This window comes from candidate division TA06 bacterium, assembly GCA_004376575.1.
Taxonomy (GTDB): Bacteria; Hydrothermota; DG-26; order E44-bin18; family E44-bin18; genus E44-bin18.
Genome location: SOJN01000080.1, coordinates 86,197 through 112,144, shown reverse-complemented (window position 1 = coordinate 112,144; position 25,948 = coordinate 86,197). Strand labels below are relative to the sequence as shown.

The window sequence follows — 25,948 nt, the reverse complement described above, 5'->3', positions numbered from 1 at the left end:
GCACCTTTTCTATAACCACTATGAGGGAGCTCAATAACCTTTCGCCGATAAGGCGCTTTCTAAACAGATACCGGGATTAAGTGGAGACAGTAATTTTGGCAGAACAGGATACGAGAGACCCAGATTGCCACGCCCCTCGCTTCGCTCGGGACTCGCAATGACATACTTGTTTTTCTTATAGAGAGAGGCCATAGGTTCTTGAAACAAGGCAGGAATAGAACGTCATTGCGGGGAGCCCTGCCTGTCCCGTTTCTCGCGAAGCGAGATACACGGGGGAGGTGGTTTGTGGTGCTGGGTGTCGTGTTTGGTGTCGGATTGAGAATGGGCAGATGAAAGTTGAAAGCGTAGAGTTGGAATATTAGAATCGCTGTAGAATAAGGGGAAGTGCAGAGATTTCGCTGTCTGGCGGAAAAGAGGTGGGACTTTCGTAGTTACTAATTTTTGCTGAGCGTTAGCGTATTACGATAAACTTCTTGCTTGCGAGGAAGTCAGAAGTCCTGAGTTTATAAAAGTAGACCCCCGGAGACATGAGGTTAGTGTCGAGCCTTACACTCCTGTATCCAGCTCTTTCCTCTCGATCGACAAGTACAATCACCCTCTGGCCGGCAGTGTTGTAGACCTCCAGTCTAACGTTGCAATTCTGCGGAAGCGCGTACTGAATGATTGTCGAATTCCTGAATGGATTTGGATAGTTCTGTGACAGCGAGAAAACTTGTGGAGCCTGCCTATCCGTGCGCACCATGGGAGTGCCTGTTGGTAGGGAAAACGCGTCGAAGAATATATCTCTGTCCCCCAAACGTGTATCAGTCCACGCTATGTAGGCTGTCGCTGAGTCGACGTCGATTCCTATGTATTCACCCATCCACCCATTAGGATCAGGGAGAAGGGGAATGATTGTATCACTGACAGGAATGTTGGGTGAAAATGTATTCCCTCCATCAGTGCTGCGGGCGAACATGATTTCAAAATCCTCGTCATTGAAGTCGACTCTTCTATCGAGCCAAACAATGTCTATTGCGCCGTCCCATCTCACATCCAACCATGGCTGGAACTGGCCACAGGGCAGTCCATCATCGTTCACCAGAACAGGAAGACCCCAGGTTGCCCCGCCATTATGAGACGCCCACAAGAATATATCTCCATCATCCGGTCCGCCAATACCATCAGGGTCTGCGGCAACGCCCACGTAAACATCATTACTATTCTGTGGATCCACCCCGAGGGTAGGATAGCTTCGGACGTAGAAAGAATTATTTGATGGGGCATTTGGAAACCGCGGGACGACAAAGAAGCTGTCTATGAGAACATCCGTTCCCCACGTGGTGCCACCATTTGTGGACCTGTCGAAGAATAAGTACCCTGTGGTATGACCTGAAAGAGGGAAATCTCCCCACACAACATATACGTCTCCATTAGGCGCAGCTTTTGGAACCTGCCCAACACATTGGCTAACGGTAGGAGCCAGATCGCTTATTCTTTGTGGAGCTGTGAAGCTTACACCACCATTGTAGGAGGCAGAAAAATAGACATCAGAGTTCACGCCATTTATATTGTCTCTTTGCCAGGTGATATAGACATTGCCGACATTGGGACTTCCCGGATTGTTATCAACGCACAGAAAGCATTTGTCAGTAAAGGGGCCTGGATTCGCGGGGCTATTCAGATGAAGGTCAACCGCAACAGGTGTAGACTAAGTTAGCCCACCGTCATTGGAAAATGCCACATAGATCCCATTAGTGTCTGTGAAGAATCCATTGTAGGACATAAACCCCGCGAAGATGGTTCCATTAAGGTCGGCGTCTACTGATGGATCACCTTCAATGTTCCAAACTTCAGCAACGTGAGTATCTCCCCACATCACCCCTCCGTCAAAGGTATAACTTATTCCAATTCCCTGCCCCATACCACCCGGACCAGAGGGGTCTTCATTATAGGCGACAACCAAGTTGCCTGGCGTGAAGGGATTTATGGTAATGCTCGCCTCATTCTGAAGAAGGAAGCCTGGATCCTGATTGACTCTTACGTCAGCCCCTGCCCATAAGAGACCAGCAAAAAGGATACAGAAAGCAAAGTTCATACATACAATCTGTAACATCTTGATTTGCTTCTGCCTCATTTCTCCTCCTCGGTCTTTGGGGTACAACTGACTCCTCCTTCTGATCACGCAATACAAGCTTAGCAACTCTGGGCGGGTCTGTCAAAGAAAAAGTCTGAGTTCCTACGGTCGGGGGTTAGTAGGCCTGAGTTACCTCTTCGTTCTCTGCAATTCGTACTTCGTACTTCCAGAATGGGAATGGGGAGAATGTGAGTTGACAGTGCAGAGCAGGGCTATTAGAATGAGTGAGCTGTCAGGCAAAATGTAAGGCTGTTCCGACATAGGGGAAAAGGCGAGCATGAAAAGGGTTTCGTTTCAGACTCTCGGCTGTAAGCTGAATCAATACGACACACAGGTGCTTATCGAAGCGTTCAGCCGCTCGCCCCTTTACGAAGTTGTTGAGCCAGGTGCTGACGCTGACATCAGGGTCATAAATACCTGTACTGTCACATCAAAGACCGACAGGCAGTCGAGGAACCTCATAAGAAGGGCTGCAAAGATGAGCCCCAAGCCCATGGTGGTTGTTACGGGCTGTTTTGCTCAGGTTAATCCTGATGCGATCATGGCCATTCCTGGAGTCGATCGTCTTGTCCCCAACTCGGACAGATCGGTCGAGTTCAAGAGACTGTTCGGTGTGGAAACCTCAGAATGCATACACAGCTTCTGCAATCATACTCGAGCTTTCGTAAAGATTCAGGAAGGGTGCGACAACTACTGCTCCTATTGCATAGTCTCATTTGCCAGGGGCAAGAGCAGAGCGAGACCAGCCCAGTCGGTCGTCAGAGAAGTGAGGGTTCTGGCAGATGGGGGCTACAAGGAGGTCGTTGTGACCGGAACTGACGTTGGGCGCTACCAGGACGACTCTGGAAACGACCTTCTGGCACTTTTGAAGCAGCTTCAAAAGATAGAAAGTCTGAAGCGGATCAGGCTCAGTTCCATTCATCCAGATGAAGTGTCAGAACGATTGGTGGAGTTCTATGCCGGCTCCTCCAAGATGTGCCCGCACGTTCACCTTTCAATTCAGAGTGCTGATGATGGCATTCTTCGCACCATGAACAGAAACTACACAAGAAGAGACTGCGAGATTGCAGTAGAGAGGCTTGTGCGCTCATGTCCCGTCGTTGCCATCGGTGCTGATTTGATAGCCGGGTTTCCCGGAGAGAGCTCTCAAGCTTTCTCAAATACACTGGGATTTGTCCGTGACCTTCCTTTGGCCTACCTTCATGTTTTTCCGTTCTCAGCGAGATCTGGTACAGAGGCTGCGTCCATGAGCGATCAGGTTCGCCCAGAAGTGAGGAAGGAGAGGGCAGCGACGCTCAGGCAGCTTGGCAGGGAGAAATGGGTTGAATACAGGAGAGGCTTTCTGGGAAAGGAGTTAGACTGCCTGGTGGAGTCAAGGAGAAAAGAAGGCAAACTTATCGGCCTCAGCGGAAACTATATCCACATTCAGTTTTACGGAGATGACGAGCTGAAGAATGCATTCGTGCCAGTCGAACTGACAGAAGTGGACGAATCGTGCAGCTACGGCGAGGTGTGCCAGGGTTGAACCTGGCTCCTATGGAGAAGAAGGAGGTGTAGTATGTGGGGGTTTGGAGGTATGTCGTTCTTGTGGTGGGGAGCATCCATTTGGTTCATAGTATTCACAGTTCTCGTTGTTGTTAAGTTAAACAGGATTATTGAGTTGCTTGAGAAGAAGTAAAACAGATCTCCTCAAGAATCCAAAGATATTCCTGATGGGAAACGGAAATGACTTATGAAAGATTCGTAGACGAGTACTTAGATAAGGGGCTATTTAAGCGGCAAGAATCGAATTTCCGCGCGATCAAAAAACTTGTATTGTGGGCACGCAAAGACTTAGCAGGAGCGAAAACGATTCTAGACACTGGAGTGTAGATGGTGGTTTCGAGGTCTTGTGAATGCTGCATACTGGGTGCTGGTCCAGCAGGATTGGGTGCTGCGCTCGAACTGACCAGGCATGGTGTGTCCGATATTTTGATTGTAGACCGCAACAAGACAGTTGGTGGCTTAGCGAGGACAGAAGTACATGGTGGAGCAAGATTTGATCTAGGCCCACACCGTTTTGTCACCAAAAGCAAGGAAATAAATAAGATATGGCTTGACACCTTGGGATCAGATTTTAGGCCGGTTTCCCGCCTAACACGAATATTCTACAGAAATAAATATTTCAACTATCCAGTGAAGCCGCTTGATGTGTTGGCAAAGCTGGGCCCTGTGGAATCGCTAAATGTCATGTTTTCTTTTGTGATATCCCAGATGAAGAGAAAAGAGAAAGCCATTTCGTTTGAGGACTGGATGGTTCAGAGATTTGGACGCAAGCTATACGAAATCTTTTTCAAGACATATACAGAAAAGGTATGGGGAATTCCGTGTAGTCAGATTGGAGCCGAATGGGCAGCGCAAAGGATCAAAGGTTTAGATATTCTTGAGGTGCTTCGAAATGCCTTGTTAGGTGGAAAGAGCAACAGAATCAAAAGTCTTGTTGAGGAATTCCATTTTCCAGTCTTGGGTGCGGGACAGATGTATGAGGTTATGTGTGACAACATAGTGTCACAGGGCGCGGAATTGATGCTGGGAAGTACGGTCGTCCGTGTCAGTCGTCAAGATAGTATAATAGTAGCTATTGATGTGAGAGATCCTGATTCTAAGGTGACAAGCATCACAGCCAAACACTTCTTCAGCAGCATACCATTAAAAGGTCTTTTCAATATGCTCGACCCACCTGAATCATCCCGAGTCGAAAAATCTGTAGAGGCACTTCGATACCGTGATCACATTACAGTAGACCTGTTGGTGAATGGGGAAAACTTGTTCCCGGATCAGTGGCTATATATACATACTCCGCATGTTCAGATGGCACGATTGGTGAATTACAACAACTTCTCAGATGCGATGGTCGATGCCAAGAATAAGAGCGCATTGAGTATCGAATATTTCGCTTTCCAGAATGGGGGGCTCTGGAATCGGTCAGATGACTCTTTAAGAGACTTGGCGCTTACTGAATTGGACAGGATAGGTTTAGTTAAAAAGAAGTCAGTGGAAAGGTCATGGGTCGTGCGGGAGCCAGAAGCTTACCCTATGACCTATATTGGTTTTCAGCCGCATTATGATTTGCTGAAGTCAACAATAGATGAATTTACTAATCTCCAACCGATTGGCCGTGCGGGGATGCACAAGTACAACAATCAAGATCATTCTATTATGAGTGGGATCCTGGCTGCTCGTAACTACTTGCGCCTTCCCGGTAGCCCATATAACTTGTGGGATATCAACATAGATGCTGAATATCATGAAGCCATTGAGCGCCCTTCCCATTGAGGAAAGCCGGCTTTGAGATCATGGATGGAAAAATAAAAGCCCTTTCTTATGGAGATCCAACGAGTAACAAAATAGGAGAGACATAATATGGATGTTCGCAATTTAGCTGAAATGATTGACTATCAAAATGGTGCAGTTGTGAGCAAGGAAATTATAAAAAAACAAACCGGGATAGTAACCCTATTTGCATTTGATGAGGGCCAGGGATTAAGTGAGCATACAGCTCCATTTGATGCTTTAGTATATATTCTGGATGGTGAATCAGTAATTACTATAGAAGGCGTTCCTTCTACAGTAAAATCAGGCCAGATGATTATTATGCCTGCCCATAAACCACATGCTTTGCAGGCAACCAAAAGGTTCAAGATGCTCTTAGTAATGATAAAGAGTTGACAGAAATGAAAAGAAGGTAGCTAGTGCTTCGATTCGCAATTACGGTGACGTTTGATTCAAGGGGTGTTGATTCAAATTGCTCGCTCAGCACTTGTCCTGAGTGAACGAGCTCGTGAATCGAAGGACTTGTCTGTTTTGTCTTTCGAGGGAAAACAAAAATGCCAAGCCGAGAATTCAAAAAGAGTTATGAAAAATCGGCCCTAAGATTCTATATCAAAACGTATGGGTGTCAGATGAACAAGCATGACTCGTCAATTGTGAAGGGTCTGCTTGCTAAAGATGGCTATGAGGAGACGAACAATCCTGAGGATGCAGACCTGATTCTGTTGAATACCTGTTCGGTCAGACGGCACGCCGAGGCGAGAGCCATCGGACGGGCGAACAATCTGACGAACTTGAAGGCGAAAAACCCTGACTTGGTGATTGGGATCATTGGATGCCTTGCCCAGTCGAAAGGTGCAAAAGTTATCCAGGATGCACCCTGTGTTGACCTTGTCGTTGGGCCTGACTGCTACAGGGACCTCCCGGAGCTGATCAGAAGCTACACAAAATCGCGGCGGTCTGTTGTGCTGACCGAGGTGCGGCAGTCAGAAACTTATGGCGATCTGAATGCCCGACCAGATGCCATTTCCGCGTTCATTCCCATTATGAGGGGCTGCAATAACTTCTGTTCCTACTGCATCGTTCCTTACACTCGCGGACGAGAAAGGTCGCGGCCGGCCAGGGAGATAGTGGGTGAGGTTAGAGAGCTCACTAGAAATGATGTTAAGGAAATCACTCTGATCGGACAGAACGTCAACTCTTACAATGATGGTGAACACGGTTTTGCAGATCTCCTCCGGATTGTGGACAGCGCGGTCGGGGACGCCAGGATAAGATTTACCACATCTCATCCCCGGGATCTTGGAGATGAAGTCGTCTCAGCCATTGTCGAATGCGAGAGCGTGTGTGAACATATACACCTGCCGCTCCAGTCTGGATCCTCTAGGGTGCTTACCCTGATGAACAGAGGGTACACTGTTGAGGAGTACATGGAAAAGGTGGATACTGCGCGGAGGCTGGTCAAAGGCGTAGCTCTGACCACAGATCTGCTCGTCGGATTTCCAGGAGAGACTGACAGCGATTTCAAGCAGACACTCGATGTGGTAAGAGAAATAGCCTTTGACTTTGCATACATGTTCGCTTATTCTACTCGGAAGAAGACGAGGGCTGCCACCATGGAAGGGCAGGTGCCCCGCGAGGTAAGACAGGAGAGACTGAAAGAACTGATAGGAATCCAGAACAAGATAACCGAGGAGAGGAACCGTTCTCTCGTTTCGGAGACTGTTGAAGTTCTGGTTTGGGGCAAGAGCAAGAACAACCCCAGGGAGAATGTGGGGAAATCGAGAACGAACAAAGATATCGTTTTCAGAGGAGAGGCCAAGGCTGGGGATTACGTAAATGTGAAGGTGGAAGAGTTGAGGGGTTGGACAGCCTATGGAAGGATTGTAGGATGAAGCCTCCTTTAGACCTGCCATGAAAGGGGGAAGAGATGGCTGCGGTATACAGGCTTCTATTTCTGATCGTTGTGGTATCACTGATGATCCTGGCAATCGCGGTTGGGATTCAGAATGGAGTTGAAGAAGTGGATCTCAATCTCCTGATGTGGAGCTGGAATGGCATCCCTCTTGTCGTCGTCATGATTGAGTGTATAGCTTTCGGCATGTTCTTGACTATCGTCATCGGGGTTCCATACGAGATAAGACTGTGGGCCAGGTTGCGTGCACAGCGAAAACAAATGAGGACGCTAAAAGGGGAGCTTGACAATATGAGAAACCTGCCTTTGAGCGGCCTTGAGGAGGCTGTTGCGGAGGAACCGGCAAAGAAGGAAGAGACCGAGGAGGAGACCGCGGAGTGATTGCATTTGATGTCCTGTGGTTGTACATTGGGGCAGGAATAGTACTGGGAGTACTCATATGGGCACTCATATACATTGCCAGTAACCGCGGCAAAAGCCCCGATAGCACGAACCAGGCATATATTGATGGTCTCAGGAGGCTACTAGACGGTGATATTGCTGGTGGTGCCGGAAAGCTAAGACAGGCCGTTTCCGAGGACACAGACAACACCGACGCGTATGTAAGGCTCGGCGACCTCTTGAGAAAGAGCGGCAACACTACCACAGCCCTTAGAGTACACAACAGCCTATTGCAGAGGCGCAACCTGTCCAGGGATGTCAAGACACGCGTGAAGCGAAGCCTATACGAAGATTTCAAGAAGCGAGGTGAACTGTCCAGAGCTACCGATGTCTTACAGGAGCTCATATCCTTCGATCCGCGAAACACTTCTCTCAGGAGGGAACTTCTGATCCTCTATGAAAAGAGAGGTATGTGGCAGCAGGCTGTTGACACTATGAAGCGGTTGGTTGATAGACGAAATGAGGAAGGGCGCCAGGAAATCGCCACGTACCAGGCAAACATCGGCATGACCCTTCTGAAAAACGGCAAGGGGGAGGAGGCTTTTCGTCACCTCAAGTCAGCGTTGAAGATCGACAAGGATTGCGTACCCGCCCTGATCTATCTGGGCGATGCAAGTTACTCAAGAAGAGATGTAGATGAAGCCATCTCCTATTGGAAGAGAGTGGTTGAAACCTCACCCAGGTATGCGTTTCTTACGCTAAACAGAATAGAGAAGGCACTCTTTGACCAGGGTAAGTTCGGTGAGACGAAGGAACTGTACGAGGACTTTCTGGCAAGAAACAAAGGAAATGTCTCTGTCCATGATGCGCTGGCCAGAATTTATATGAAGATGGGTAAGACCGGGAACGCCATTGCAGAGTACAAAAAGGCCCTTGAGATTGACCCTTACTATCCATCTGCGAAGATGGGACTGGCCCGAATCTTAGCTGCCACCGGGCATCATGAGGATGCTCTTAATGAACTGATGACCGAAGTAAAAGAGTTGAATAAAGAGGTGAAGCAGTACCGGTGTACATGCTGTGGCCACAAATTAAAAGAGTTTCAATGGGTCTGTCCTGCATGCGGTGAAACGGAGCCTTTTCCAGTATGAATAAGACTCTAACCATTCTTATTATTCTCACCTTGCTGGCCAGCATACGGGCTGCTGCGGACGACATTGAGGACTTCAAAAGGGCTCAAGAACTGTACATGGAAGGGAAGTTCGGAGAGGCGCTAGATGCTGTAGACCTGTTCATCTCCGAATATCCAGAGAGTTCGCTATTACCCAATGCGCTGTATCTGGCGGGAAGGCTTTCCAGCGAGCTTGCTGTTGCCTTGGACAACTTCTCCCGGATTATTGTGAAGTACCCGCGAAGCAGTGTAGCAGACAATGCCCTTTTCATGATAGCGCAGTATCACTATGCTGCGGGCAGCTACGACAAGGCTATCATTAGGTTCAAATTCATTGCTGACAATTACAAGAAGAGTGACGTCGGCGATGCTGTCCATTGGTGGGTCATACGGGCCTACAACGCCTTGGGTGATCTTTCTTTAGCCCGAGTTTGGGCCGAGAAGTTGCTCTTGAGATATCCGACTTCAAAATACGCGAAGCTGGTCGGCGCCAGGCAGCCGGACATCAAACCTCCTGAGCCGCATCACTTCACGATACAGATTGCCTCCTTTCTCAAGAAGGAGACTGCCACGGTCCTGAAGGAATCTCTCGTGAAGAGAGGCCATGATGCGTTCGTCACGAGAAACGAGATCGCAGGAAAGGTGCTCTTCAGAGTAAGGGTGGGCAGATTCTCCAGCAGGGAGGAGGCGGCAGAGTACGCAGAAGCCCTCAAGAAGGGCGAAGGTTTCAACGGCTGGGTTACCAGCACAAACAGGTAGGCCGAATCTTCGTGCTGGTGCTCAGGTATCCCGTAGATGTTTCTTACTCTAAATGTCCAAGCTTACACCCCTTCTAGAGCAGTACCACAGGATAAAAGGAGACCACAAGGACACCATCCTTTTGTTCAGGATGGGCGATTTCTATGAGACCTTTTATGAAGATGCTCAGATAGCTTCTGAAGTGCTGGGCATTGCCCTCACCGCTAGGCCTCATGGGAGAAAAGAGAAAGTGCCCCTCGCCGGTGTGCCATACAGGTCGATCGACTCCTACATGGATAGACTGGTGAAAGCAGGCTACAAGGTTGCCTTATGTGAGCAGATGGAGGATGCCAGCCAGGCCCGAGGAATCGTCCGCAGGGAGGTCGTTGAGGTGGTTACACCGGGAACGATTGTCAGACCTTCGCTGCTGGAGGAGAAGAAGAACAACTACCTCATTTCTCTGTGCAAGCCTGAGGAGCGCTTTGGAATTGCAGTTTGTGATCCATCCACCGGAGAGTTCTCGGCCACGGAGGTGAACGACGGAACTCTTCTGGAAGAGCTTACGAGAATATCACCTTCAGAGTTATTGATTCCTGAAAGTCTCGATGATTCGAGATTCTCGCAGATCTGCCCTGTTACCAGGAGGGATGACTATCTTTTCTCGCTGGGCTCTGCCAGAGAAAGGGTGCTGTCTCACTTCAAGGTTGCGGGGCTGGAGGGGCTAGGGCTGGATGGAAGACCTGCTGCAGTCTGTGCCGCGGGCGCAAATCTGGCCTATCTTGAGGAGACACAGAAAAGGGCCCTTCCCCAGATCCGAACCATAAGAGCCTATGCAGTCTCAGATTACATGATTCTTGACAGGGCAACCGTGAGAAATCTCGAATTGACTGAGAAGATTCATGCAGGCGAGAAAGAAGGTACACTGCTTGGCCTGCTTGACATGACGAGAACGCCAATGGGGGGGAGGCTCTTGAGAAGATACTTGCTTTCTCCCTTGATGAACGTGGAAAAGATAGAGAGAAGGCAGGACGGTGTGGAAGAGCTGGCGGATAAGTCTATGATCAGGCAAGAGCTGAGAAGGCTTCTTAGCAAGCTGACTGACGTGGAAAGATTGAACGCCAGAGTATCCTGCGAGAGAGCTAGCCCCCGCGACCTGCTCGCTCTCGCCGACTCGCTTGAGGTAGTCCCGAACGTGAGGAAGGCGATGGCCGACACCGTGTCTCCAATTATCCAGGAAGCAGCATCGAACCTTGGCGACACCTCAGGCATTGCCACAACTATCAAGTGCGCTCTGGTGGATGATCCCCCGATCTCACTAAAGGATGGAGGGATAATCAGACAGGGTTACGATTCAAATCTGGATGAATTGAAGGATATATCCAGAGGCGGCAAGAAGTGGATTGCCCAACTTCAGACGAAAGAGAGGGAGAGAACAGGCATTGCTTCCCTTAAGGTGGGTTTCAACAACGTCTTTGGATACTACATCGAAGTTACCAAGCCTAACCTTTCTCTTGTTCCACAAGATTACACAAGAAAGCAGACTCTGGCCAATGCTGAGAGATTCATTACCCCTGAGCTCAAGGAGTACGAATCGAAAATCTTGGGAGCCGAGGAGAGGTCCAGGGCTATGGAGTACGACATCTTCGTAACCCTGAGAAGAAAAGTGGCAGAGCACTCAGCCAAGATTATGCACGCGGCCACTAGCCTTGCACGTCTCGATGTACTCTCTTCACTGGCCGAGGTTGCCGTTCTCCGGAGTTACGTTAGACCTTCAGTGGGTGAGTGGGATGAGATTGAGATTGTTGAGGGGCGGCATCCGGTTGTGGAATATCTTCATTCTGGTTTTGTACCCAATGATATAAGCTTGGGAAATGCGGCCTCGCAGATAATTATAGTGACAGGACCTAACATGGCGGGCAAATCAACCTTTATCAGACAGATAGCAGAGATAGTAATACTCGCCCAGGTTGGTTCATTTGTGCCTGCCAAGAGTGCGAGAATAGGTGTGGTGGACAGGATTTTCACCAGGGTAGGCGCATCCGATGACCTTTCCAGAGGTGTCTCGACATTTCTGGCTGAGATGAATGAAACTGCTCTCATACTCAACAGTGCCACCAACAAGAGTCTCATCATTCTGGATGAGATAGGAAGAGGGACTTCGACCTTTGATGGCCTTTCAATAGCGTGGGCGGTAGTCGAATACCTGCATGAGAATCCGAAAATATCTGCCAAGACTCTTTTTGCCACTCACTATCACGAGTTGACTGAACTGGAGAGGATGCTTCCCAGAGTCAGAAACCTCAATGTTGCTGTTCTTGAGAGGGGCGACGATGTCGTATTCCTGAGGAAGGTTGTCCCTGGTGCTGCTGACAAGTCCTACGGTATCCATGTTGCGAGGCTTGCTGGAATCCCAATGGAGGTTGTTCAAAGGGCGAAGGAAGTCCTGTCCAACCTCGAGTCTGATGAGCTAACGCCTTCCAATCTTCCCAGGATAGGGAGAGGGAAGAGAGCTCCCAGGGTGGAGAGTAGAGATCAGCTCAGTCTCTTTGGGTCCAAGGCCCATCCCATCCTGAAGGAGTTGAGAGAACTGAACATGAATGAGTTAACTCCCCTTGAAGCCCTCAATATCCTCGCTGAACTGAAGAAGAAACATGAAACAAACTGTAAGCTATGAGCTATATGCTATAGGAAGAAACCTTGTTGCCTATGAGACACGGCAGGGAGCCATCGTACTTGATAGCCTGTTTTCTTGCAGCCCACAGCTTATAGCTCACAGCTTGGTTGCCAGGGGGGGTTGTGTTCACGCTAATCGTAGATAGTTACGGCCAGAAATACAAGAAGCAGGTTCCGAACTACCTTGCTCTGGTGGCAAGATTCTCAGATCTGAGATTAATACAGGAAGGAGAGGCCACGCCTGACTATGACATGTCAGGCATAGATGCGGTCGTGCTGTCCGGGTCCGAGAAGTGTCTGACAAAAGGCGAATGTGATGAAACCTATCTTGAGTTCATCCGGAAAGTCGGTGTCCCTCTTCTAGGTGTCTGCTACGGCCATCAAGTTCTTGCCCTGGCGTATGGCCAAGAAGTGACAAAGAAATCCAAATACGTCAGAAGGAAATTTCCCAAGCAGCCTGAAAAGGTGAGAATAGCTAAGTGCCGCCTTCTTTTCGCAGGGATGGGTTCAACCATGTTGGCAGACGAGTCCCACTGGGAATCGATTGCTCTGGTGGACAGAAAATTCGAACTTCTCGCTTATTCCAAATCATGTTCTGTAGAAGCCATCAAACTGAAAAGCGCAGATAAGTTTGGAGTCCAGTTCCACCTCGAACGTTCAGGTGGGTATGGTGTGGCCGTGACAGGCAACTTCTACAGGATTGTGAGGCGGAAAAAGAGGAGGTAGTAGTTTGCGGGCGTTTGGCATCGTTGCGGACGGTGGTGCTGGCGGCAGAAGGAGACCATCTCGGCGGAGAGTCATGGCTGTGGCAAAGTCCGTTGAGCTTGGCTACTGTCTTCTGGAAGAAGGGAAGAGTGCGGTCGATGCCGTGGAAGCGGCAATAGTGTTCCTCGAGGACTATCCGGATTTCAATGCGGGGACAGGCTCACGGCTCCAACTGGATGGGGTGCCCAGGATGGACGCGTCCATCATGGAGGGCGACAGACTAAGGGCTGGAGCGGTTGCTGCTGTTGAGAATATCAAGAACCCCATAAGAGCAGCGCGAGCAGTCATGGAAAGGACAGAGCACGTGATGTTGGTGGGAGAGGGAGCAAGAAGATTCGCTGTGGCATCTGGCATAGAGGAAGGTGAAGTCCGCACTGCAAGGAGAATTGAAGAATGGAAGAGGAATCTCTGCAAAGAGCACAAACACAGGCAACTGCTTGAATCAATCTACGGCTGTGAAACCGTGGGAGCTGTTGCCATCGACAGACAGGGTCAGGTGGCATCCGGTTGTTCTACAGGTGGAGCCCTCTTCGTGCTTCCGGGAAGGGTTGGCGATACTCCTATCGTGGGAGCAGGTATATACGCAGATTCATCAATCGGCGGAGTCTCTGCCACTGGACTTGGCGAGGACATAGTAAGGGTGGTTCTCTCAAAGAGTGTTCTTGAACTGATGGAGAAAGGGTCGAGCCCCAGGATGGCTCTTAGAATGGTCATGAACAGGTTAGAAAAGGTGACGGGAGGTCGAGCAGGAGCCATCGCCATTGATGGAAGGGGAAGAGTAGGAGTCTGGCACAACACCGAATTCATGTCCTATGCCTACCGGATGAGTGGAAGGAAGGTGAAGATGGGAGCGGGCGTAAAATAGCGGCTGGCTACAACTCTTCCCAGGACTGTACGAGAAGAATCGGCTGTGGAGAAAAGGGCATCACCCAGGAAACAGATGGGTCATAGACTACCCTGGAGTTCACGCAGTTGCGTATCTTGTAGGCACATTCTGCGCCAAAGAGTGTGATTTGGTTCTCCTGCCCAGTGTGATGCATGTGGATTTCTCCCTTGGCATAAAGAAGTCCGAGGATAGAGACGGGGCCTCCTCCTTCTTCAAATACGATATCTCCGCCGAGAGATACAATTGCCGGGAATGTAGAATCGGGCCTCTGGAGCATAAACCTGGCTGGAGTGCTTACTATTACATCGCCGGAGGCAACGAGTGTGCCAATTAGGATAATCCTGTCGTCCTCCTTCGGTCTTTCAATCTTCAGGTCGCCCCTTATCAGGAATATGCCGCCCAGGGAATATGTTTTTGTTGCAGAAGAGTAATTCTTCCTGAGGAATCTCCAGAATTCCTTCGAGTCTTCAAATCGGTAAATCGCCCATCCTCTGAGAGATGAAGTTTCCAGAGAATGCCAGTCAAAGTCGAAGTAGTTCTCGGGGAAGGGCACGCTGTCTATCTCATCATCGGAGTAAGCCCTTTTCTCACCCTCGATGAATCCACCGGCGTAGATCGCTCCTCTTGCGACTACATCCCCCGCGGCAGGAGATGCCGGCTCGCAACATATGTCCATCTCGCCTCTTGCCAAAACTGAACATGCGGGGGCTAGCGCCACAGTGCCGCCAGAGTTGATATTGCCAAGTAGTCGGGTGGATGATAGACCAGGGCTTTGAAAACCGATTGATATGTCTCCTAGGGCAAGTAGGTCCCCATGAACAGTACAGCCGGTGCTCACGTTGAGGATGCCAAGTGTGTATATACCGCCGCAAATAGAGGGATCACTGTTGCCATTAAATCTCAGTCCGGCTGCGTCCCTTGCAAAGCAGGCATAGTCAAATGCTCTTACGCGCGCCTGCTTGAGTTGCGTCCTGATGATCTTCTGAGCATTTCTTGCCTTGCCGGTTGATGTTACGCGCACAATATCTTCGGGTATGGAAGGATCTGAATTACTGTCATCGATTTGAACAGTGTACAGCCCGGAACCCATCTTTTCGTCCTTGAACCCATCTCTCCAGGTGAAATCTGAGCAGAGTCTCACGTAGGCCCTTTGTGCGCCTGCTTCGGCAAGATAGAACGCGGCACTTTTGGCCTGCTGTCTGGAAGAGAAGCGTGTTTCTGTGTTAGTCTCCAAAAGGAATGCGAAACATAACATCATGAGCAGGCAAGTGACCATCAACGAGACTATGAGGGCTGTACCCGACTCTCTGTTGAGCAGTAGAGTTCGGAAGGTGGCTCGGTCGCATCTGAAAATCAATCGGAGCATATGTTTCCTCGCGAGGCGACGATGGGTAGGTTTCGTGGAGCGACCTCAGATTTCAGCTCGCAGGTGCCGAAGACGCCGTTTCTAGGTTTTTCCGTCCGAGTGCGAATGACAATGGAGATCCTTCTTATGTCGAATATATCTTTTGTGCCGTTCAGGTTGATGTCATCAAGGTGCAAGTTTGGACTGACCGCAGGTCCGCCCGAAGGTCCCCTCAGAAGGCTAACCCCGTCAGCATCGAGATAGTCGAGAGCAAAACCGATCACATGGGAGGAGACCACCTGGCCAAGAGTATCGCGGCCAGTACATCGGATGAGCAACTTCTCTCTGTGTTGAGGCGACTTCTGCCGGAGGAAGTACCTCACAAGCCTGGGAAGACTATCTGAATAGGGAGCGGCCCAGAAGCAGACTTCCTGGCAGCCTGCAACATCGAAAACGGGGTCGCCAGAAGAACAGCCATGACCGGCCATGCGCAAGTCGCTGGTCAGTCTCTGCATTGCGAGGCTGGTCTTCTGCTGTGCGTGCGCGAGTTGAACACCGAATCTCTGGGCATCAATCTCCGAGAAGAGGAACGCAAATGCCGCTGTAACCACAACAGACATAGTGGTCATGGCCACCAGGAGTTCCACGACAGTAAAGCCTTTTTCCTTGTGATGGTTCATATGCCGTCTCTCCTCACAGCTACGAGGGATTTGAAAGTGACAGATCTTTGCTTGTCGGGGCGGTCCCAGGCGACGGTCACTGACAGAGAATGAACTCCTTTTTCTGGATGATTATCAACAATTGACCAGGTTCTTGTGAACTTCGGATCGGGCTGGTCCTGGTGTGTTCCTGGGGTAAGCTTTCCAGTCAGATCGCCGGAGGCCGCAGCCTCAAAAAGCTCTTCCAACTTTTTCTGGGCTAGATTACCCGCCGTCAATCTGTTGTTTCCAGCAGCAATGACCGACATAGCCCTGGGGTAAAGTGCGGTCACAGCAAGCAGACCGATTGCCAGAATGAGAGAGGCAACCAATGTCTCGATGAGGGAAAATCCTGCTTCCTTCTGTTTTCCGGTGGCTATGTGCCTGTCCTTAGGCTCGTTCATGGGGCAACCCCTTCAGGCAAAAGAGGCGGAGGACGGATTCCGGAAGGCGGCGAGTCTTGGCCCCTCCTAGTTTTCAACAGGTTCCAACACAACGGAAGGCTCCCTTTGGAACCATCCCGAGCCGTCCTCCGCCAAGTCTTCCTTTTCGGCATGCTCAGGACTCGTCTGGTTTCCACTCCTCTGTGGGTCCAGCCACTTTCCCGGCGACTCCCTGAAGCTCCCTGTTCTTATCCATCAGAACTCTATTCGTTGTCTCAAGATCTTCAACGTGTGCTTCTAGAGCTTGCGTCTTTCTGTTCCTGGCTACCGATATGGCCGCATGGTCAGCAAGAATAGAAATCATCTTCAAGTCGTGTTCTGAGAAATGCCACTCTGAACCGGCAATAACTTCAAGAACCCCGATAGCGGCGTTTTCAGCCCTGAGAGGGACGTATATTGCAGACAGAGAAGCAACTGAGTCGGTTTCAACCTTGGCGAACTGAGCAAATGTTGCTCTGTCGTTTATCATAAGTGGTTCTGAGCTTTCCATGACAGACCTAGCAATTCTCACGTGTGCATCATCCAACTTCTCCCAGTCCATCTTTTCTCCTGCGTCAGCCTCGATTCTCAGTTCGTCGGACACTGGATCGTGAGTGAAAAGAATAGCTCTATCCGCCTTCAGTGAACCGGTGCACGTTTCCATTATGATCCTGAGCACGCTTGGAAGGTCCACGTCGGAACTGACACTGGAACTGACCCTGTAGAGGTCGATGAGCTCAGCCAGAAGGCCGTTCATCGTTCTTACTTGGACTTCCTGTTCTATCAGTTGGACCTTCATCCTCTGTAACTCTCTGCGTTTGACGATTATGTAGGCGCTGAAAAGTGTAATGAGCAGAAAGAAAGACACGACAAGAATCCGCTGGGTCAGAGGATCTAGTAGATTCTTTGTCATCGGCTGAAGCGTGAAAGACAGATATATGGCCACCAAGGAAAAGGCACATATGAACGTTACAATCAGACTGAGGACCACTAGTTCCAGGTCTCTCATCTCTAGTTTCTCTATTTGTGATGGCAAAGATGCTTCCATTTCAACCTCCTGGTGTTTGTCTTTAGGATACCAAGAACTGAATTCCTCTTATTTAGATCTCCTCCTTTCATTAGCTTTTTACCAGTATCTTTTCTTTGCGCGACCTGCCTGTGAGGGCTTCGTCAACCCGCGTTTTGAATTCCATTACGTTTACCGGCTTTGTTAAATACGCGACGACGCTTGAGTTGCTTTCCACGTAATCATCCTTCATATCCGTGCAAACGATTATGGGCAGGTCTGGACTGATCTGGCTAACGTGTCTTATGACCTGGATTCCATCCAATACAGGAAGTCTTATCTCGAGGACGAGCAAGTCAATGCTGGCCCCAACAAGCTTTCTGATGGCCTCTTTTCCATCTTCGGCGTGCAGAACGTTGTATCCAGCAGTTTTCAGCACCTCCGCGTAAAAGTCTCGCATGTGGGCATCACCGTCTGCGACCAATACGGTCAAGCTCTTTCCTGGGACAGTGGGGTCAGGTTCACGCGGATCAACGGCCTGGTTCTTGAGCGGAACGAGCGGGAGATGTATTGTGAACTTCGCCCCTTTTCCTGGATCACTTCCCAGCCTAATAGTACCGTCGTGATCTCCCACTATCTTGAGGGCTACTGCCAGGCTCAACCCTGACTCCCTGTTTTTTGTGGAGATGAATTGGTCAGAGATTCTCCCTTCGGTCTCCTTCGGGATGCCCGGGCCCTCATCTCTTATCTCTACCACGATTCCTTCTTTGTTTTTGGTCGTGATGACCTCTATCTTTCCACCAGTCCCTACGGCGTGGATGGAGCTAAGGATAATATTCGAGAACGCCTTCTGCAACTGCTCCTTATCGGCGGATATTTGTGGGAGGTCACTCCCGGGTTGCCAGGCCATAGTCGTCTGAGCGAGTTGCGCAACGTTCTTCATAGAGTCAATAACCTCTTCCATCACGGAATTGACATCCAGTGGATTCCTTTCCGTCTTCTTGTTTTCTGCGAATATGAGTATCTGCTGGATAGTCCTGTCGATTCGCTCTGCCTCCTTTGATATCATGGTCGCATACTTTGTCGCTGTAGCTTTGTCACGCGCCTCCGCGATTATGAGATCACAGAGGCTCCGAATGGCAGTGGCCGGGCTTATCAATTCCTGAGCGACAGATCCCGCTATGTCGCCAATCAAAGCCGACCTCTCGGACTTCTTCAGATCTTCCTGGAGTTTTTTTCTCGTAGTCAGGTCTGCGAATATGGCGATGATACCGAGGACATCCTTCTTTCCATGTGTCAGGAGATACGTCGAAGCACCAATCGTCCTCATTTCGCCGGAAGGAGTCTTTATCTCTATTTCCTGACACTTCAACGGTTTCTCGGCAGTCCTTTCTATGAGATTAATGAAACCTTGAAGAGTCTCTATTGTGTTGGCCTTTTTAAAGAGTACATCATTGCGATTCAATCCAGTGATCGTCTCAGCACCACGGTTGAACGCTGTAATAGTGCCCTCAAGGTCCATGACCAGTACGCCAGATTCGATACTGTTCAATATGTTTTCATTGTATGTGTGGAGCATAAGCAGGTCATCGTAGAGCTTCTCCTTCGATCTTCTGGCTTTCTCCAATCTACGACTCACTTCTTCACCCTTCTTGTCTGTTTCCACTTCCAGGCTCTTCAGCTGTTTGCTCTGGCGAGATATGAGGCTGCCAGATATGGCAAGGAGAAAGAAGAAGGAAACTTTCACGATAAAGGTTGTCTCAACGACGGCTGTCACACCTGATATCCTGTATGTGACCAGTGCGTAAACGACGCTTGCAAGAAGAGCTGGCGTTGCTGAGACCAATATGGAACTGGTTGGGAGGGCCATGAAGATTACGAAGAAGTATAAAAGATAGAAGTCTGTACGTGTACCGCCAGCCAGAAGTATGGTCAGGAATAGCACGGCCATGTCCAGGCCAAAAATTGGCGCAAGGAATCCAACACGGTCGAAGAGCTTTCTGGGTGCGAAACTAAACGCGAGGTTGGAGATGAAGAAAAATGCAGGAACAAGGTAGCCGGCCTTGGCAAGCGTCAGGTCCTTCTGACCATAAGCAATGAAAAGCATGGAGGTTAGGACAACAAACCACCGGAAAATGAGAATCCTGTGCCGCCTATCTTCCGGGACAAATGTCTCGAGTCTTCCCATTAACCTCTCCTGGTTCCTCGCGCTATATAATGGTAGCAAAAAATGTGCCCTCTACGGTGAAAAGAATGCATGGCTTAAGTTCTTGCAACATAACGTGATATGTGCTGTGACCCGGAATTGGACATTCCCACAGGTGTCACGAAGTTATGCAGAATGCCAAGAATTGGTCTCAGAACGAGAAAAAGGACTTGACACAGAAAAGGAAGAGAGGTATATTGTGTGATGGTGAATATTTGTTTACGGTGTATTTATGTTTACCTGAAGCTCCGGACTGGTTGAAATGGTTAAGCCGACAGAAAAACAGGCCTCTATACTCAGTTTCATTTCCAAGTATGCCCAGTCCACTGGGTATCCACCAACAATAAGAGAAATAGCAGATGAGTTCGGCCTAGCCAGCACCAAGAGTGTCAAGACTCAGCTCGACGCGCTCAAGAAGAAGGGCTTGCTCAGAAGAAAAGGGAGGGGAGCGCGAGCAATAGAGGTGATTGGGATAAGACGGGGGAATGCAAAAACCGTTCCGGTAGTGGGCAGGATCCCTGCCGGGCTGCCGTCTCTAGCAATTGAAGATGTGGAGCGGGAAGTCTTGCTTGATAGGAGCATGGTTCCGGCAGAAGGATGCTTTCTCTTGCGGGTGAGGGGCGAGAGTATGGTGGAGGAATCAATACTGGATGGAGATTATGCTCTGGTCAAACCGCAACCGGTAGCTGAAAACGGAGATACGGTTGTGGCCATGCTCGACGGAGAAGCAACCTTGAAGAGGTTCTATAAAGAGGGCGACAGAATCATATTGAAGCCTGCAAACAAGAATATGAAACCAATAGTAATAGAAAGAGGGGAGGTGGCCGAGTTCAAAATAGTGGGCAAGGTGGTCGCAGTGTTGAGGTTCTTTGAAGGGCCGAATCCGGCCAAGGTATCAAGGGGCGATTAGGATTCAAGGATCGTATTAATATCTGGCAAGGGGGTGTGGGTTGGTGAAGATAGGGAAGTTGAAAGCCCAGGATATGGCTCTTACGCCAAGGGGACATGAGATAGTGGTTCTCAGTCAGGGTGAAAGAACAACACAGGTGGAGGTGGTCAAGACAGGGAAAAAGCTGGATATACCTCACTCACAACTGGTTCAGAGGGTCTGCAGTAACTGAAGGCAAACCAAGCCATCAGTTGTCAGTCAAACACGGCGGTGGCTGAGAGCTGATGACGGACAGCTGAAATAGAAATGCAAAAAGTAGAAAAAACAGAGTACGACGATAAGCTGGAAGTTTGTGCCCAGTTCAAGAACGGCGCTGTAACTCCGGTCTCATTCCTCTGGAGAGGAAGAAGTTATGAGATCAAAAAGGTAACCTTCACATGGGATCGAAGACGCGGTAGGTCGCTGATTCGGCATTTCTCAGTGAGTGACGGGGCGAGCCTCTTTGAGATAGCGTATGACTCAGAAAAGGCCGACTGGAGACTCTTTAACATCTGTACTGAGCTCTGACTGCAGCTGTAAGCTGTATACCAAGATGCAAGACAGCCGTCAGCTCCTAACACCCCAAACCTCTGTAACCACAGATTTGACAGATTCTCACAAGAGCCAGTTGTATGCTGTACGCTATACGATAGCTGTCAGCTGTTAAACCCGAAGAATTGTCCCACTACATAACCGACCAAGAGGAGAAGAAGGGACGTCATTACGAGCGAACGAAGTGAGCGAAGCAATCTGACTCAAGCAGATCCTTCGCTCCTGCTCAGGACGAAATATGCCTCACGCCCTCTCCGATGGCGTGGCCCTATTTCGTTTTCTATTTTCGTATGTTGCTTCTGGTTAAAGTTCGCCCGCGTATTGCATGCGCGGGCGAACTTAGAGAGGGAAGGATAGCGTTCGGTTAGGCTTTAACCTTTTCTCTCTTGGTGGAAGTGTTTCTCAACGCCTCTTGAATCTTCGTCTTGAACTCAAGGATGTTTATCGGTTTTGACAGATATGCGATCACATTTGAGTTTCTTATGACATAGTCGTCCTTCAGGTCTGCGTATCCACTAGCCACAATTATGGGCACCCGAGGATTGATCTTCGCCATGTGCTGCATAACCTCAATTCCATCGTAGAGAGGCATCTTTATGTCCAGAACGAGCAGGTCAACGTGTGAAGCCAGCATCGTTCTAATAGTTTCTGCGCCGTTTGTGGCCAGAAGAACTTTGTGTCCGACAGTCTCCAGAACCTCTTTGTAGAAATCTCGTATGAAAGGGTCATCGTCTGCCACCAGTACAACTGCCTCCCTCTCAGGAGTAGCAGGCGCGGTGGCGCGTTTGCCCCGCGACTTCGCCTTAATTGCGGGAAGGTGTACGGTGAACTTTGCCCCTTTTCCCGGCTCGCCTTCCAGTCCAATAGTGCCGCCGTGGTCTTCCACAATCTTGAGAGCTATCGCCAGGCCCATCCCTGCCTGGGTGTTGCCTGTGGAGAGAAAATTACACAGAACTCTTCCGTTGCCTTTTTGGGGGATGCCTGGGCCCTCATTCGTTATTTCTATCACAACCCCCTCTTCGTTTCTGTCCGCGGCCACCACTACGTTTCCACCACTTCCTACGGCCATGATGGAGTTGAGAATAAGGTTGGAAAACACCTTCTTCAATTGATCCTCGTCACCAGCTATGGCCGGAGTATCACTTCCCGGTTCCCAGATTATGTTCGCTTCAACCTCTTGTGCCTTCGCCTTCATGGAATCAACCACTTCCGTGAGGAGGTGATTAGTATCTACTTGTTCCCTCTGAGGCTTGGTATCGTTTGAGAACGTAAGTATCTCCTGAACGGTTCTATCGATACGGTTGGCCTCTTTCAAGATCATGGCTGCGTAGTTTTTTCGTTCATCCTCTTCTTTCGTGCTCGAATATATCACATCCGAGAAGTCCAGAATGGCGCTGAGCGGTCTTCTTACCCCGCGGGCGACACATGCTGCCATTTCGCCGAGCAAGGCCAGGCTTTCAGTTCTCTTCACTTTTTCCTTGAGTCTTTTCATCTCGGTCAGGTCCGCGAAAACGGCAATAACACCAACCGCGTTTCTTTTTCCGTGTATCAGGGGATAGGTTGATATGCCGATCGTTTTTCTTTCCCCAGAAGGGGTGCATATCTCAATTTGCTGCCGTTTTATCGGTTCATCACAGGTCCTTTCCATGACACCGATGAACGCTTGAAGGGTCTCGTTTGTCTTGGCTTTTCCGGAGAGTATATTATCGCGCCTCAGTCCTGTAATCTTTTCGGCACCGTGATTGAATGCTGTGACAGTGCCATCCAAATCCATGACCAGCACACCGGAATCAATACTGTTGAGTATGCTTTCATTGTTGTCATAGAGCGTGAGCAGGTCATCGTAGAGTTTCTGTTTTGAGGTTCTTGCTTTTTCCAATTGTCTTCTCAGTTCTTCGCTCAGCCTTCTATTCTTCTGCTTATGCCAGTTCAGCTCTGCTGCCTGGCGAGATATGATGCCGCCGAATATAGCAAGGAGAAAGAAGAACGGGATCTTTATTAGGAAGCTTGCCTGAGTGATGCCAGCAGTACCTGATGTCCAATAGGTAATTAGTGTGTACACAATGCTGGCAGAAAGAGCGGCCATTCCTGAAACAGGTACGGAACTTGCAGGAAGGGCCATGAACATCACGAAGAAATATAAGAGATAGAGGTCTGTGGCAGTTGCGCCTCCGACATGTACGACCAGAGATACAAGAGCCACGTCCAGGGCAAAGATTGATGCCAGGAATCGCCTCTGACTGAAGAGCTTTCTGGGTACGAAACCAAGTGCCAGATTGGAGACGAGGAAGAAGATGGCCAGGAGACAGCCAGCGCTTGCATATCTGACTCCACCGGAGCCATAGATCACCAAGAGCAGAGAAGTCAGAACGATAAGCCATCTGAAGAGCAGGATGGTCAGCCGTCTTTCCTCAGGAACGATTCGTGGTTTTTGTACCATTGCAGTCCCCTGGTTCTGGTCGGCCATTAAGATAGCAAGAAACATGCCCTCAACCGTGGAAAGTGTCGGTGCGGTAACTTCTTTCACCATAAGGAGATATATGCTGTGCGCCAAAGTTGAACACTGGTGTGAGTGTCATGAACTCGTTCACAGCCGAACGAGAAGAAGACTTGCGTGCGCCATATGGGAGCACAACCCACGTACCCACACGACCCCCTGCCCTCGAAATTGCGAAATTCCCTCAACCCTGCTCAGCACCTTCGAAATTCCCATCTCCTCCCACAGCCCAACCTTCGAAAATTGAAGATCGAAAATCGAAACCAAACCGCAAAACTCAGAGGTAAGACATATGATGGCTGTCAGCTATCAACTTCCAACGACAAGAGTGTGAACATCGCCATAATGTCTTTGCGAGCGATAGCGAAGCAATCTGGCACAAACAGATTCGGAGTCTATTCTGAGAGAATCGAGGGGAGCTGCAGGCGAAGGGAGCAAAGTCCGAAGGACAGAGTCGAAGGATCTACCTAAAGCGCTAAAATGCGAAATTCCTGAAACCACAAGATTACACGAGATTCCTGACACAAAAGACGAAATTACGAAAATACGAAATTGCGAAATTGAAACCGAAGAACAGGTTTGGAACCTGACCACTGAGAGCTGACAGCCGAATTTCTGTTGACAACGCCCGCCTCACCGTTGTATACTATGCGCGGTTAGGTCAGGCTTCAACACAAAGGTTTCCCAAGAGAAAAAAGCGAAGATCTATTCAGCTTCTCGCGCTGAAGTAGCCTGTTTCTGGACCAGAGGTTAGGTTCTGGAAACGTACCAAGGAGAAGAATATGCCAATGGAGAAGTGTATCCTGGCCGTCGACGATGAATCAGAGGTATTGGACCTCCTCAAGTCGGCCTTCCACACAAGAGACATAGAGGTCATTACGGCCCGTGATGGCGAAGACGGGTTGAATTGTTACCTGAAACACAGACCCGATATCGTGATCGCGGACCTGATCATGCCCAGGATGGATGGAGCTGAGCTGCTGGAAAGTATCTTGGAATACGATCCTTCAACGGCAGTCATCATTTTGACTGGCCACGGCACCATTGACACTGCGGTGGAAGCGATGAAAAAAGGCGCATACTACTATATCACCAAGCCATTCGACATGAGTGAGGTTTTTCTCCTGGTAGATAGGGTAATGGAGTCCCGAAAGATCCAGGAAGAGCATGTTTTCTTGCAGTCTCAGATGGAGCAACTATACGGAGTTCAGAACATTATTGGGGATAGTCCTCCACTTCGGGATGTGTTTGAGCAGATAAGAAGCGTCTCTCAGACTGATTCCACTGTCCTCATTGCCGGTGAGAGTGGCACAGGCAAAGAACTGGTGGCTACTGCTATTCACTATTCGAGTATGCGGAGAAACAAGCCATTCGTTAAGGTTAGTTGCGCTGCGCTTCCAGAAGGCATCATTGAAAGCGAACTCTTTGGGCATGAGAAAGGGGCTTTCACATCGGCATACAGCAGACGAACCGGCAGATTCGAATTGGCGAATGGTGGAACACTATTTCTGGACGAGATAGGCGACCTGCCAATCTCCACTCAGGTCAAATTGCTCAGAGTCTTGGAATCAAGAGAATTCGAGAGAGTAGGCGGGAGTCGGACTATGAAGGTCGATGTGAGATTAATCTCAGCCAGCAACCAGGACCTTGAGGTCGCAGTTAAGGAGAGAAGGTTTCGAGAAGACCTTCTGTACAGACTGAATGTGATTGTCATAAGGATTCCACCCTTGAGAGAAAGGTCGGAAGATATACGCAGTCTGGCCCGGTACTTTCTGGAGAAATACTCCCGGGAGATGAACAAACCAATAAGAAGGATCTCGAAGAAAGTGCTGAACATATTGAATTCCTATCATTGGCCGGGGAATGTGAGAGAGCTGGAGAATGCGATTGAGAGGGCGGTGGTCTTTTGCAGGAGGGAGGTACTCACGGATGAAAATCTTTCGCTGAAATTAAGAGCAACTGCCTCCGGACTGCCGGTCTCCTTGGATTTACCTTCATATTCAATTGCCGGGGCCGAAAGAATTCTGCTGGAGAAGGCAGTGCGGGAGACGGATTGGAATTTGAAGCGGGCGGCAGAAGTGCTCGGGATCAGCAGGGGAACTCTTTACAGCAAACTGAGAAAATATGGGATGGAACGGCAGACGAAACGGATCCCGAACCGGCAATAATCCCCCTGCGGGAATTACAAAGTACGAAAGGCGAAGTACGAAACCCCACTCGGCGTAAAATAACGAAATTCGCAACCCTACCCTACACAACCCCCGAAATTGGGAAATCCCTCCCGGCCCATCCCGTCACCTTCGAAATTCCCCGTACCGTTTGTCTCCCAACCTTCGAAAT

At 49.5% G+C, this 25,948-nt stretch carries 21 protein-coding genes; 13 read left to right on the top strand and 8 right to left on the bottom strand.

Annotation, left to right across the window (positions count from 1 at the left end; genetic code table 11):
• Positions 1-451 precede the first annotated feature (451 nt).
• Complete coding sequence (locus E3J62_07495; GenBank protein ID TET45595.1) at positions 452-1,540, bottom strand: T9SS type A sorting domain-containing protein; 1,089 nt, start codon at positions 1,538-1,540, stop codon at positions 452-454.
• A 150-nt stretch (positions 1,541-1,690) separates the two neighbouring features.
• Positions 1,691-2,116: a hypothetical protein gene (locus E3J62_07490; protein TET45594.1), complete on the bottom strand. Its 426-nt coding sequence runs from the start codon at positions 2,114-2,116 to the stop codon at positions 1,691-1,693.
• Between the two features lie 277 nt (positions 2,117-2,393).
• On the opposite strand from E3J62_07490, the gene mtaB reads away from it, so the two are divergent.
• The 10 genes from mtaB (at position 2,394) to E3J62_07440 (ending at position 13,933) form a co-directional block, all read left to right on the top strand.
• Positions 2,394-3,641: a tRNA (N(6)-L-threonylcarbamoyladenosine(37)-C(2))-methylthiotransferase MtaB gene (gene mtaB / locus E3J62_07485; GenBank protein TET45593.1), complete on the top strand. Its 1,248-nt coding sequence runs from the start codon at positions 2,394-2,396 to the stop codon at positions 3,639-3,641.
• A 347-nt stretch (positions 3,642-3,988) separates the two neighbouring features.
• Positions 3,989-5,431: an FAD-dependent oxidoreductase gene (locus E3J62_07480; GenBank protein TET45592.1), complete on the top strand. Its 1,443-nt coding sequence runs from the start codon at positions 3,989-3,991 to the stop codon at positions 5,429-5,431.
• Between the two features lie 87 nt (positions 5,432-5,518).
• A complete protein-coding gene (locus tag E3J62_07475) occupies positions 5,519-5,824 on the top strand; it encodes a cupin domain-containing protein (GenBank protein TET45591.1) in 306 nt (101 codons plus the stop codon).
• Positions 5,825-5,982: 158 nt separating this feature from the next.
• Positions 5,983-7,320: a tRNA (N6-isopentenyl adenosine(37)-C2)-methylthiotransferase MiaB gene (gene miaB, locus E3J62_07470; GenBank protein ID TET45590.1), complete on the top strand. Its 1,338-nt coding sequence runs from the start codon at positions 5,983-5,985 to the stop codon at positions 7,318-7,320.
• A gap of 35 nt (positions 7,321-7,355) precedes the next feature.
• Positions 7,356-7,721, top strand: coding sequence for a LapA family protein (locus E3J62_07465; protein ID TET45589.1), 366 nt, complete (start codon positions 7,356-7,358; stop codon positions 7,719-7,721).
• Positions 7,718-8,872 carry a tetratricopeptide repeat protein gene (locus tag E3J62_07460; protein TET45588.1) on the top strand — a complete coding sequence of 385 codons (1,155 nt, stop codon included), beginning with the start codon at positions 7,718-7,720 and terminating at the stop codon, positions 8,870-8,872. The genes E3J62_07465 and E3J62_07460 overlap by 4 nt, the downstream gene beginning before the upstream one ends.
• A complete protein-coding gene (locus E3J62_07455) occupies positions 8,869-9,651 on the top strand; it encodes a hypothetical protein (protein TET45587.1) in 783 nt (260 codons plus the stop codon). The genes E3J62_07460 and E3J62_07455 overlap by 4 nt, the downstream gene beginning before the upstream one ends.
• Before the next feature lie 52 nt (positions 9,652-9,703).
• Positions 9,704-12,304: a DNA mismatch repair protein MutS gene (mutS, locus tag E3J62_07450; protein ID TET45586.1), complete on the top strand. Its 2,601-nt coding sequence runs from the start codon at positions 9,704-9,706 to the stop codon at positions 12,302-12,304.
• A 107-nt stretch (positions 12,305-12,411) separates the two neighbouring features.
• Complete coding sequence (locus E3J62_07445; GenBank protein TET45585.1) at positions 12,412-13,029, top strand: hypothetical protein; 618 nt, start codon at positions 12,412-12,414, stop codon at positions 13,027-13,029.
• A 4-nt stretch (positions 13,030-13,033) separates the two neighbouring features.
• Entirely contained in the window at positions 13,034-13,933 is a 900-nt protein-coding gene (locus E3J62_07440; GenBank protein ID TET45584.1) for a peptidase T, read from the top strand.
• A gap of 7 nt (positions 13,934-13,940) precedes the next feature.
• Here the strand turns inward: E3J62_07440 and E3J62_07435 are convergent, their stop codons facing one another.
• The 5 genes from E3J62_07435 to E3J62_07415 all read right to left on the bottom strand — a co-directional run bounded on the left by E3J62_07435 (position 13,941) and on the right by E3J62_07415 (position 19,613).
• Entirely contained in the window at positions 13,941-15,320 is a 1,380-nt protein-coding gene (locus E3J62_07435) for a hypothetical protein (GenBank protein TET45583.1), read from the bottom strand.
• Positions 15,308-15,979, bottom strand: a complete 672-nt coding sequence (locus E3J62_07430) for a hypothetical protein (GenBank protein ID TET45582.1) — start codon at positions 15,977-15,979, stop codon at positions 15,308-15,310. The genes E3J62_07435 and E3J62_07430 overlap by 13 nt, the downstream gene beginning before the upstream one ends.
• The gene (locus E3J62_07425; GenBank protein ID TET45581.1) at positions 15,976-16,401 is read right to left on the bottom strand and encodes a prepilin-type N-terminal cleavage/methylation domain-containing protein; all 426 of its coding nucleotides are present in this window, start codon (positions 16,399-16,401) and stop codon (positions 15,976-15,978) included. Before E3J62_07425 ends, E3J62_07430 begins: the two co-directional genes overlap by 4 nt.
• 154 nt (positions 16,402-16,555) lie before the next feature.
• Positions 16,556-17,467 carry a GAF domain-containing protein gene (locus E3J62_07420; protein ID TET45580.1) on the bottom strand — a complete coding sequence of 304 codons (912 nt, stop codon included), beginning with the start codon at positions 17,465-17,467 and terminating at the stop codon, positions 16,556-16,558.
• Positions 17,468-17,537: 70 nt separating this feature from the next.
• Positions 17,538-19,613: a hybrid sensor histidine kinase/response regulator gene (locus E3J62_07415; GenBank protein ID TET45579.1), complete on the bottom strand. Its 2,076-nt coding sequence runs from the start codon at positions 19,611-19,613 to the stop codon at positions 17,538-17,540.
• A 280-nt stretch (positions 19,614-19,893) separates the two neighbouring features.
• Here E3J62_07415 and lexA point away from each other — a divergent pair, with 280 nt between their 5' ends.
• A complete protein-coding gene (gene lexA, locus E3J62_07410) occupies positions 19,894-20,541 on the top strand; it encodes a repressor LexA (GenBank protein ID TET45578.1) in 648 nt (215 codons plus the stop codon).
• A gap of 285 nt (positions 20,542-20,826) precedes the next feature.
• Positions 20,827-21,087 carry a hypothetical protein gene (locus tag E3J62_07405; GenBank protein TET45577.1) on the top strand — a complete coding sequence of 87 codons (261 nt, stop codon included), beginning with the start codon at positions 20,827-20,829 and terminating at the stop codon, positions 21,085-21,087.
• A gap of 388 nt (positions 21,088-21,475) precedes the next feature.
• Here E3J62_07405 and E3J62_07400 read toward each other — a convergent pair whose 3' ends face one another.
• A complete protein-coding gene (locus tag E3J62_07400) occupies positions 21,476-23,641 on the bottom strand; it encodes a response regulator (GenBank protein TET45576.1) in 2,166 nt (721 codons plus the stop codon).
• 749 nt (positions 23,642-24,390) lie between these two features.
• On the opposite strand from E3J62_07400, the gene E3J62_07395 reads away from it, so the two are divergent.
• Positions 24,391-25,776: a sigma-54-dependent Fis family transcriptional regulator gene (locus E3J62_07395; protein ID TET45575.1), complete on the top strand. Its 1,386-nt coding sequence runs from the start codon at positions 24,391-24,393 to the stop codon at positions 25,774-25,776.
• Positions 25,777-25,948 lie beyond the last annotated feature (172 nt).